Origin of the sequence: Streptomyces sp. NPDC005775, from assembly GCF_042871565.1 — a bacterium.
Classification (GTDB): Bacteria; Actinomycetota; Actinomycetes; order Streptomycetales; family Streptomycetaceae; genus Streptomyces.
Window position 1 is genome coordinate 51,842 of the sequence record NZ_JBIAIU010000018.1, and the last position, 10,242, is coordinate 62,083.

General features: G+C 69.8%; 8 protein-coding genes. 6 read left to right on the forward strand and 2 right to left on the reverse strand.

The window, feature by feature from the left end:
• Positions 1-35 precede the first annotated feature (35 nt).
• From ACFYPA_RS32645 to ACFYPA_RS32665, 5 genes are all read left to right on the forward strand, one after another.
• Positions 36-1,289: a biotin carboxylase N-terminal domain-containing protein gene (locus ACFYPA_RS32645; RefSeq protein WP_389135984.1), complete on the forward strand. Its 1,254-nt coding sequence runs from the start codon at positions 36-38 to the stop codon at positions 1,287-1,289.
• Positions 1,290-1,378: 89 nt separating this feature from the next.
• Entirely contained in the window at positions 1,379-2,239 is an 861-nt protein-coding gene (locus ACFYPA_RS32650; RefSeq protein ID WP_359084716.1) for a hypothetical protein, read from the forward strand.
• An 85-nt stretch (positions 2,240-2,324) separates the two neighbouring features.
• Positions 2,325-3,593: a SidA/IucD/PvdA family monooxygenase gene (locus ACFYPA_RS32655; protein WP_359084715.1), complete on the forward strand. Its 1,269-nt coding sequence runs from the start codon at positions 2,325-2,327 to the stop codon at positions 3,591-3,593.
• 192 nt (positions 3,594-3,785) lie between these two features.
• Positions 3,786-4,985 (forward strand): MFS transporter, encoded by a 1,200-nt coding sequence (locus ACFYPA_RS32660; protein WP_359084714.1) that lies wholly within the window; start codon positions 3,786-3,788, stop codon positions 4,983-4,985.
• Between the two features lie 66 nt (positions 4,986-5,051).
• On the forward strand, positions 5,052-6,005 hold the full coding sequence (locus ACFYPA_RS32665) for a hypothetical protein (RefSeq protein ID WP_389135987.1): 954 nt from the start codon (positions 5,052-5,054) through the stop codon (positions 6,003-6,005).
• A 202-nt stretch (positions 6,006-6,207) separates the two neighbouring features.
• Here ACFYPA_RS32665 and ACFYPA_RS32670 read toward each other — a convergent pair whose 3' ends face one another.
• Both ACFYPA_RS32670 and sepH read right to left on the reverse strand, forming a co-directional pair.
• A complete protein-coding gene (locus ACFYPA_RS32670) occupies positions 6,208-6,984 on the reverse strand; it encodes a VOC family protein (RefSeq protein WP_359084712.1) in 777 nt (258 codons plus the stop codon).
• A gap of 418 nt (positions 6,985-7,402) precedes the next feature.
• Entirely contained in the window at positions 7,403-8,467 is a 1,065-nt protein-coding gene (gene sepH / locus ACFYPA_RS32675; protein ID WP_359084711.1) for a septation protein SepH, read from the reverse strand.
• 495 nt (positions 8,468-8,962) lie between these two features.
• On the opposite strand from sepH, the gene ACFYPA_RS32680 reads away from it, so the two are divergent.
• Complete coding sequence (locus tag ACFYPA_RS32680; protein ID WP_389135991.1) at positions 8,963-10,105, forward strand: hypothetical protein; 1,143 nt, start codon at positions 8,963-8,965, stop codon at positions 10,103-10,105.
• Positions 10,106-10,242: the final 137 nt, after the last annotated feature.

Genomic DNA, 10,242 nt, shown 5'->3' on the forward strand with positions numbered 1-10,242 from the left:
GACCCCCATCACCCGACCCGAAAGGCAGAGCGCGCATGCGTCACATCCTCATCGCCAACCGCGCGACCGTGGCCGTCCACGCGGCCCAGGTCTCCCGCCGGCGCGGCTACGAGACGACCGCGCTGGCCGCCACAGCTGACACCCAGAACACGCACCTCGCCCGGGCCGACCATGCGGTCCTGGTGACCGGTCGAGGACAGGAACAGACCTACGACTCGGCCGAGAAGGTCCTGGAGGCCGTTGGGCACAGCGGCGTCGACTGCGTATACCCGGGGTACGGCGCGCTCGCGGAGAACGCTGACTTCGTTGCCGGCCTCGAGGCCGGGGGCGTCTCCTTCGTCGGCCCGTCCTCGACCGCGCTGCGCCTTGCCGGCAGCAAGGCCGCCGCGGTTCAGGCTGCCAGGAACATCGGAGTCGCTGTGCTGCCGCATGCCACCGCTCGCGGGCGCGCAGAGGTTGACGAGCGGCTGGCGGAGATCGGCCTGCCGGCTGTCCTCAAACCGGACTTCGGCGAAGGCGGCCAGGGTGTGCGCATCGTCCACTCCGCGCCCGACGTAGCGGACGCGCTGGCGGCCGGCGGCGCCGACACCTTCTGGTACATCGAGAAGTACGTGCCCGGCAACCGGGTCATAGGCGTCACGCTCGGTGTGGACCACCATGGCACGATCCTCCCGCTGGGGGAGCGCGAGAGCTTGCTGACCGTCGACGGGCTCAAGCTGCTGGAGGCATCGCCGGTCGAGGCCGTCGACGCCGTGACGCTCGCGGCGATGCGCTCGGATGCGGCGCGCGTAGCGGTGGAGTTCGGCCTGCGCAATGTCATGACCGTGGAGTTCATCGCAGGGCCGGAGCGCTACTACTTTTTGGAGGTCAACGGCAGGCTCCCGCTGGCCTATCGGATGTCCGAGCAGCAGACCGGTGTCGACCTCATCGACCTCCAGTTCCGCATTGCCGGCGGGGAGGCGATCGATCCGGACTCTCTTCCTGTCGACCGCTCCCGGCACTGTCTGGAGGCGCGCCTGTTCGTCCACCCGCAAGAGCTGGAGGACTTCCCGGACCTGCGCTCACTCACCCGGTTCGACCTTGCGGAGGTCGGTGGCATCACTTGGGCCCGGTCGGTTGATCCGGCCCGGCCCATGACCTATGAGCTGATCCTTGCCCAGGCACTGTCGACCGCGGACAGCCGGCCCGCAGCCGCCGGCCTCGTACGCAAGGGCCTTGAAGCCTCACGGGTCGAGGGGCTGCGCTGCTATGTCGAGGAGCTCAGCCGGCGCCTGGACGAACTGGGCTGAGGAGCACGCGACGCGACCACCGTGGTGTCCCACCGGCCCGTGGACCACATGCCCGAGATATCTGGAGTGAGAGAAGCATGCAGCAAGGTATGACCGTTGCCTTCCTGGGCATCGACGGGATCGGCAAGAGCACCCTCTGCCGGGCGTTCGAGGAGCGCGCGCGAGCCGCTGGTGCGGAGGTGGTCACGGTCACCTGGCGCTCCGCGCTGGAGAAGAGCAGCGCGCCGTGGCCGGCCGTCCCGCTCCAGCAACTGTGGCTGGAGTCCTTCCGTACCCTCTACGGTGCCGGCCTGCGCGAGGGGGAGCCGCTGGACATCCCACGCGGGTACGACACATGGGCAGCCGAGGAGTGGGAGCCTCACCTGGCCGCCGCCCCCGTGATGCGGAACAAGGCGTCCGGCGCTCTTGCCGCCGCCTTCGTGGAAATAGCGGGCAACATCATCCTCGCCTCCGAGGTGACCCACCAGGCCCTGGCCCGGGGCGCGATCGTGGTCCAGGAGTCCTACCCGGTGAAGCACGTCCTCAAGGAACTTGCGGTCGCTGAGCGGCTGGCCGCCCAGAATGGCGACGAGGGCGACCCGGCGGCAGCGGCCGTGGGCTCTCTGGTCGGCATCGTCCGCGGCATGCTCGACGCCGTCTTCGGCTCGCCACTGCTGCGCCCGGATATCGGCATTCTCGTCGATGGTCCCTCCGCCTACGCCTACCGTTGGCGCACCGCGCAGAACGGTGCCGTCGGCGCGCTGGAGGACTACGGGCCGGCCGGCGAGCGGAGCGAAGAGTCCTTCAGCCGGATGCAGGACGAGACCGCCGAACTCTTCCGCGAGTACGCGAAGGCATGGGGCTGGCTCGTCCACCAGGTCGACGACGCCGGGGTGGAGGCCAATACGGCCCGCGGTCTCGAGGCGCTGTGCTCCCACCCGGAGCTGGCGCGACGGCTCGGCAACCGATGACCCTCCGACGCGGTGCGGATCGACGGTCAGCAGGGACCGCGCGAGGCGGTGGACGAGCGTGAACTCACGGAAAGCAGAGCCCTCTATGGAGAAGTTCGACGTGATCGGGATTGGAGTGGGCCCCTTCAATCTGAGTCTGGCGGCGCTCGCGCACCCGGTCGGGGGTCTCAACTCGAGGTTCTTCGAGGCCAAGCCGCACTTCCAGTGGCACCCGGGCCTCATGGTCCCGGAGGCGGAGATTCAGGTCTCCTTCCTCAAGGACCTGGTCACTCTGGTCGACCCGACCAGCCCCTTCTCCTACCTCAACTTCCTGGTGGCCAAAGGCCGGATCTTCCAGGCCATGGTCGCGAACGGCATGAGCAGCTCGCGACAGGAGTTCGAGCAGTACTACCAGTGGGTCGCCGGGCAGTTGCCTTCCATCAGCTGGGGGCAGCAGGTGAAGTCGGTCTCGCTGAACGGCGACTGCTTCGAGGTCGCCTGCGAGAGCGGGGAGGTCGCGCGCGCGACCACTCTGGCCCTGGGGTCCGGTCGCACGCCGTACCTGCCGGATTTCGCGGCCGTCCTGAGGGGTCCTCAGGTACTTCACGCCAGTGATCTTCTGCAGATCGGGCCCGAGACGGCCGGCCGACGGGTCATGGTGGTCGGCGCCGGCCAGAGCGGGGCCGAGGTGATCAACTACCTTCTTCGCGAGGGTGCGAGCCTGCCGGAGTCACTGACCTGGGTTTCCAGCCGGGCGGGCTTCCTGCCCATCGATGACTCGCCGTTCACGAACGAGTGGTTCGCGCCTGCGTACGTCGACCACTTCCGGTCTCTGAGCCCGGAACGGCGGGCTCAGCTGCTGCAGCAACAGCGCCTGTCCAGCGACGGCATCTCCGAGTCCCTGCTGTGGAAAATCTACCGGCGCCTCTATCAGGAAGAGACGGTCGGCGCCGGGCGGCTGCGCCACCGATTGGTGGCCAACCACCGGGTGCTCGACATGGCTCGTGACGGCGAGGAACTGACCGTCCGCCTGCACGACGGCGACCAGGACCGCGAGGAACAGTGCGCCGCGGACCTCGTCATATTCTGCACCGGCTACCACAGCGATTTCCCCGCCTACCTGGAGCCGCTGCGTGAGCGCATCACGACCGACGGCACAAGCTTCGAAGTGCGCGAGGACTACTCCCTGGAGTGGGACGGACCAAAGGACCTCCGGATATACGTGCAGAACTTCGCCGAGGGGTCGCACGGTATCGCCGATCCCAATCTCAGCCTGGCTTCGTGGCGCAGCGCACGGATCCTCAACTCAGTGGTCGGGCGCGATCAGTACCCGTTGGGCCAACCCGCCAGCTTGATGTCGTGGTCGCTGGCCTGAGGGGTTTGCCGGCGAACAGCAAGTGGGTGAGCGGTGCGCTGACCTGCGGTGCAATCCCCAGAACACCCTCAGCCCGATTCCCGGTAGGCCCTCGGGCCGCCGAGCAGCCCGGGCTGCTGACCGGGCCGCGCCATCGGCCGAACGCAAACGCGGTGATCGACCGCTGCCGCACGCGAACAACAGGAGCCCGGCATGACCCCGCAAACCCCGGCAGACAAACGGGTGATCCGCATCCTCCTCGGGTCGACCGTGCTCTCGAAGGTGGCCGACTGGCAGCTCGGCATCGTGATCCCGCTGGCTGTCCTGGCGAAGACGAACTCCGTGTCGCTGTCACTGATTTCGTTCGCGATGCGCGGTGTCACCTACGTCGCGTCGCCTGTCCTCGGTGCGCTCATCGACCGCTTCGACAAGCGGCGGATCTTCGTTCTGGCGCAGCTGCAGCAGGTGCTGTGCCTGATGTTGCTCGCGGCGTTCATCTCCAGCCCGTACGCCGTCGCCGTGCTGGTGTTGTTCTCGGGTTTCGGTGGCGTCGCGAGTTCCATCACCGGGCAGTTCGTCCTGATCCCCACATTGGTGAGCGCTCCGGCCCGCGCCCTCGCCGTGGCGAAACTGAACTCCGCGATCGAGTTCTCGAAGGTCATCGGGCTGTTGCTGGGCGGTGCGGCCTTTTCCGCGCTGGGACCGGCGTTCGCCTGTCTCTCCATCGCCGTCCTCTACCTGGGCGCCGGCCTCGTGGCGCTGCTGTTCCCGCAGGTGCCGGGCAACGAGGAGAAGATCGACCTGCGTCGCGATCTGGCCGTCGGGTTCCGCTGGGTCGCCAAGCCCGAGATCATCTGGCTCGTAGTGACCATGTCAATGACGAACATCGCCATCGGCCAGCTGGAGCCCGCCCTGGTCACGGCCTTCGGCAAGCAGGACGTGAATGTCAACCTCATCTCGGTGCTGCTGGCTATAGGCCTGCTCATGGGTGCGGTAGCCAGCCGGCTGGCACCGATGATTCTGTCCGCATGGGGCCCCGAGCGGAGGATCCTGGTGTGGCAGGTGTTCGGGCTCGCGTCGCTCATCCTCGTCGCGACGCCCTGGACGGCTCTGAAGATCGTCGGTTTCATGCTGGAGTGCTTCGCGGTCGCGGCCAGCAACGTCGCCTCGATCACCTATCGGCAGGAGGCCATACCGGTCGAGGTCGCCGGTCGTGCCAACGCGACCATCCGCATGTTCATCTCGGGCGCGGTACCCCTGTCCGGCTTCCTCTTCGCCTGGGCGGCCCACTTCGACGGGTACCGATTCTGGCTGCCCTCGCTGGCCATCTGGGCGCTGGCGATAGCTGTCTGGGCGGTTTGCACCCGTCGTGGCGCGCGCACGCGGAAATCGGCTTCCCTCCCGGTCGGCTGAGCGGGGCAGTCAACACCAACTCGAGCTGACCCTGCGGCAGGCTCACGACACAGTCAGGAACTCCAGATGGAGATCACCGAACAGGACGGCATCGTCATCGCCTCGATCGGGCCGGACGAAGCCGAGCACCGTGCCTGGGAGCGGGTGAAGCAGCCACCCATTGATGTCGTGCGACTGCTCGACCACGAGAGGACGGATGCCGCCGACCGTGCTCGTCTCGGCTTTCTGACCCGCCCTCGCTGGGTCAACTGGTGGGCTCCCGTGGGTGCTTCGGATGAAGAGTTCACCGCCCGGGTCTCTGGCACCGAGCGTCGCAACATCCGTCTCGGCCGTCAGGCGATTCAGGCGGAGGAGTTGCGCCTGAGTGTCGTACCCGGGTTGGAGGAGGACGTTCTCGACGAATTCCTGGTCGTGTACGACGAACAGATCTCAGGCATGGCTCGCGGCAAGAACTACGCGCGGAGGTCGCGGGACCGGCTGCTGGAGGACCGCTCGGAGTTCGTGAGTGTCTGCGTCTACGCCGGCCGCGTCATGGTAGTCGGTTCGATCTGGTGGATCCGCCCGTCGGAATCCCTGCTGCAGATGCGCTTCTCCGCAGCATCTCCCAGTGCCCGGTCGAGCCGGGTCATGCGCGCCGCCTACGTCGAGGCGTTTCGTTTCGCGCGCGAGAGCGGGCTGTCGTACGTGTCGCTGGGCAATGATCCTTCGCTCTTCGGGCACGTCGTGCAGCCGGGATTGTTCAACTTCAAGAGCCGACTCGGGTTCTCGGTCATCCCCTCGGCAGTGCTCGATGCCTCCCTCGGAGGCAATTTCGCGGACAAGTTCCTCAGCTTGCGCGCCCTCTCGGATCCGGCACTCGTGGTGACGGTCGACTCCTGTCTCGGTGACCCACCCCCGTGGCCCGGGATCACTGCGAGCCCTTGGCTCGACATGGTCCTGCTGTCCGGCGAACCCGCTCCCGCCACAGGAGCGTTCCGCACCAAGGGCTTTCGTAGCAGCTCGACTCTGACCGTGTCGTAGTCCACCAGCCGAAGCGAAGGGCCGCTGCCGAGGGGCGCCGCCGCATGGCCGGCGCCTTCGCCCGTACGGGCGCGCTGTCGCCGGATGACCAGCCGGCCGGTTCGGTCCGGCCGGCGGCTCGGCCCTCGCCTGTCCGGCCGCCGGACTCCCACTCACCGCCAGGGGCGCCCGGGTTCGGACCCCGGGCCGGTGAACGTCCGGCTCAGCGCCCCGCCGACCGCACGATCGTGAACGCCGCTCCCTCCGGGTCCGCCACTGTGGCCACCCTGCCGCTGGACCCCTCCCTGGGCTGCTGCAGGACATGCCCGCCGAGCTCCACCACGCGCTGCGCGGCCTGGTCCGTGTCGTCGACCTCGAAGTACGTCATCCAGTGGGGCCCCCGGTCGCGTGGCAGGGCGTGGCCGACGCCGTGCAGCGAGGCCACCGGGCGGCCGCCCAGGTGGAGGGTCTGGTAGTCGAAGTCGGCGGAGACGATCGCCTCGGTCTCGTAACCGAAGACCGCCTGGTAGAACTTGGCGACCGTCGATGTCTCCCGGGTCACCAGCTCGTTCCAGACCGGGGTGCCGGGCGTGCCGGCCAGCGTGGTGCCGGCGTGCGCGGCCGCCTGCCAGATCCCGAACACGGCTCCGCTCGGGTCGGAGGCGATGGCCATCCGGCCCGCCTCCCCGGCGTCGAGGGGTCCGACACCGACCGTGCCGCCGCAGGCGCGGATCGCCTCCGCCGTGAGGTCGGCGTCGTCGGTGGCCAGATAGGTCGTCCAGGCGATCGGGAGGTGCCGGTCGGGTGGCAACTGTCCGATGCCCGCGACCTCCTCCCCGGCGATCAGTGCCCGGACGTACGGGCCGAGCTGCTCAGGCCCGGGGCCGAACTCCCAGCCGAACAGTTCGGCGTAGAAGTTCTGGGTGGTGTGCAGGCCGTGCACGATCAGACTCACCCAGCAAGGTGTTCCGGGTGTACGCCGAGTGGCAGCCTCGGTCATCGTCACACTCTCCTCGGACCATCGTGGTGGCCGTACAGGGGAACGGGGCCGGCGCGCCGTTGTGCGGTACGGGATGTGTACGCCCCGTGCAGATGCTTGCACCACCCGGCGCGTGAAGCGTCCCGGCCGCGCCGCTTTTTCCGTGATCTCGACTGAGGAGGTCCGGTTTGTGGTGATACATCCATATCGGTGTTATTGCGTGTGGGCCGACTTCTGTACGCGGACGACGCGGGCGACGCGCACGAAGCCCATCATCACCGGATGCGAATACGCGAGCGAGTCGGCGGGGCGGGTCTTGGACACCGAGGAGGGGGGCCGATGGCCGGTACTCAGGCCGTCGGTTCTGTCGGGGCAGCGCGCGAGGGCCCGTACGCAGACGCGTACGGGCCCTCGTCATCCGGCTGTCACCCTGACTCGCTCAGTCCTGCTTCTTGCGGCGGGTGCCGAAGACGATCTCGTCCCAGCTCGGCACGGCGGCCCGCCTGCCGGGCCGGACGCCGTCCGCCTCGGCCTGCCGGTCCGTCGTTCCGGTGAGCCGGTCGCGGTGCCCCGCGACCGCGCGCGGCATCAGGACGTCCGCGTACGCGGAGCCCGCGCCCGCCGAGGCGGCGGGGGCCGGCGGCTCCTCGGCCTCCGGCTCGTGGACGGCGGGTTCGAGTGCCGGGGGCTCGGGCGGCGACGGCCGTTCCGGTACGACCATGTCGCCGCGGAAGCTCGGTACCGCCTCCAGCAGGCTGGTGAGTGAGTCCCGCTCGCTCGCGGTGACCCCGCCGATGCGCTCCTCCGGCTCCGGGGGCGGAGGGGGCGCGGGGCGCTCCATCTGCCGGTCGAGGGCGCGGTCCAGCGGCCGGTCGCGCGGCAGCCGGGCGATCCGGGGGACGAACGGGAAACTGGGCTCGGGGGCGGCGACGTCGTCGGTCTCGCCGATCAGCGAGCGCGCCTCGTCGTCGACGGCCTGGACCAGCCGGCGCGGCGGGTCGTACGTCCAGCTCGCCGAGTGGGGCTCGCCGGCGACCCGGTACACCAGGAGGACCTCCCAGGTGCCGTCGTCGCGGCGCCATGAGTCCCACAGGACGGTTTCCTTGTCGGCGCCGCGCAGCAGGAGACGCTCCTGCACCGCCTCGCCGAGCTGGGGGCCGGTGTTCTCGCCGGGACGGCGCACGGGAGTCTTCCGGGCCCGCTCGGCCATGAAGGCGCGCTCCGCGAGCACGGGGCCCTCGAAGCGGCGGACACGGTCGACCGGAATCCCGGCGAACTGAGCGACCTCCTCCGCGGAGGCACCGGCTCGTATCCGGGCCTGGATGTCGCGGGGGCGGAGGTGGCTCTCCACCTCGATCTCGATCTGGCCGAGCCGCGCGCGGTCATTGCGCACGGCGGCTCGCAGCCGCTCGTCGATCGGAAGCGTGTACTCCGTGCTGTCCGCAGCCTTGAGCACCAGTCGTGTGCCGTCGTTGGAGACGGCCACGACACGCAGTTCGGGCATGGGGACCTCCCGGGTGGTGCCTGCCGACGTCACGTGCGTCGCTGCTTCCGCTAGTCGAGTGTGGCCTGCCCGGGTGCAGCCTGCCACAACATTCCGTGTGCCCGGCGTGTCGGGCGTTAACCCTTGATCGCCGGTATGACACGGTGACCTCTTACGCGACACAAAGTGACCGATGGTCACCCAGCGTAGCTGGCCCCCGTGCGATGCTGCGGCGCCGCCGGATCGAGTGCCTCCTTCGGCCCCCTCCCGAAGGTTCCGGACTTCCGTGCGGGAGTCCGGCCCCAGGGCTCGCCACAGTACTCCATTCGGGCCATGAGGGTGGACCGCCGCGCCGCCGAACTTCTCGTGCGACGCGGGAGTTGAGGTACCCAGTTGAAGGCCGGATGCCCGCTATGCGTGTCCTGCTTCACATAATCACCGTAAACGGAACTATCCGCTTCGCTCAAATGTCCCTTGTTGTTGCATGGTGGGAGAGATGTCAACCAAGGGCTGGAAATGGTGCAGAAGCCGGAAAGTGACACGGAACCCAGAGAGAGGCGGATAGATCTGAGCCTGCCCCAGGTGGCGGGCAGCGCGATGGCGGCGGTCGCGGCGGCGGTGGCGGCCTCTCAACTGGGCGTGTACGGGACGATTCTCGGCGCCGGGGTGATGAGCATCGTGGCCACCTGCGGCGGCTCGGTCTTCCAGCACTTCTTCCGCCGCACGGGCGAGCAGATCCGCGAGGTGACCGTCCAGGTGAAGCACCCGGGCCGCGAGGTGACGGTCCACACGCGCCAGACGCGTGACGCCGGGGACCCGGACGCGCCGTGGGAGTCCGCCGGGACGCGGATCGCCCTGCACGAGGCCGCCGGATCCGCCGATGCCACCGCGATGCTGAGGCCACTGGACGCCACGACCGCCCTGCGGCAGGTGGACCCTGCCGATATGTCCGGGGGCGCGGCCGGGGACGCCGACGCCACAGCCGTGTTGCGGCCACTGGACGCGACGACCGTGCTGCGCAAGGTGGACGCGACGACCGTGCTGCGGCAGGTGGACGCCGGCGCGGACCGTACGCGGCTGATGCGGTCGCCTGTCGGGACCGGGCCGCTCACGGCGGCCCCGGCATCCCCTTCCCCGGAGCGTGACGCGTTCACGCAGGCGACCACGCACGGCACCCGGGTGCGCGGCTGGAAGCGCTCCGCCCTCGGGGCCGCCGTGGTGTTCGTCGTGTCGATGCTCGGGATCACCACGTTCGAGCTGGTCTCGGGCAACGACCTGAGCGGCGGCCAGGGAACCACCGTCGGCTCCGTCGTGCGCGGCGAGCAGGGCCCGGGCCCCTCCGACCCGGCGCCTTCCACCGGCACGGACCCGGAGCCGGATGCCACGGCGCCCGGCGGGGACGAGAGCACCGACCCCGGCGCCGACCCCCGGGACGGGCGGAGCGCGAGCCCCGGTCCGGAGCGGGACGGCACCTCCACGGGCGACCCGACGCCCACCCCCACCCCGTCGGATTCCGCCGGGAACGGTACGGCTCCGACGACCGAGCCCACCCCGGCGACGACGGACGACGGCAGCAGCGCCGCTCCCGACCCGACGGACACCGGCAGCGCCCCGGCGCAGGACGACCGCGCACCGGCCGGCACCGACGCCGGGGAGTAGCGCACCGGGCAGCACATCTCATCGGAACGCCGTCGGGCGCCCCCCCGGGCCCGGGGGGGGGCCGCGGGGGGGCGGGGGGGGGGGGGGGGCGGGGCCCCCGCCCCCCCCGCGGGGGGGGGTGGGGCACACCCCCGCGG

What these genes read in the sequence shown, in the direction of transcription:
- ACFYPA_RS32645 (WP_389135984.1), top strand. Translation starts at nt 36, where the DNA reads ATGCGTCACATCCTCATCGCCAACCGCGCGACCGTGGCCGTCCACGCG.
- ACFYPA_RS32650 (WP_359084716.1), top strand. Translation starts at nt 1,379, where the DNA reads ATGACCGTTGCCTTCCTGGGCATCGACGGGATCGGCAAGAGCACCCTC.
- ACFYPA_RS32655 (WP_359084715.1), top strand. Translation starts at nt 2,325, where the DNA reads ATGGAGAAGTTCGACGTGATCGGGATTGGAGTGGGCCCCTTCAATCTG.
- ACFYPA_RS32660 (WP_359084714.1), top strand. Translation starts at nt 3,786, where the DNA reads ATGACCCCGCAAACCCCGGCAGACAAACGGGTGATCCGCATCCTCCTC.
- ACFYPA_RS32665 (WP_389135987.1), top strand. Translation starts at nt 5,052, where the DNA reads ATGGAGATCACCGAACAGGACGGCATCGTCATCGCCTCGATCGGGCCG.
- ACFYPA_RS32670 (WP_359084712.1), bottom strand. Translation starts at nt 6,984, where the DNA reads ATGACCGAGGCTGCCACTCGGCGTACACCCGGAACACCTTGCTGGGTG.
- sepH (WP_359084711.1), bottom strand. Translation starts at nt 8,467, where the DNA reads ATGCCCGAACTGCGTGTCGTGGCCGTCTCCAACGACGGCACACGACTG.
- ACFYPA_RS32680 (WP_389135991.1), top strand. Translation starts at nt 8,963, where the DNA reads ATGGTGCAGAAGCCGGAAAGTGACACGGAACCCAGAGAGAGGCGGATA.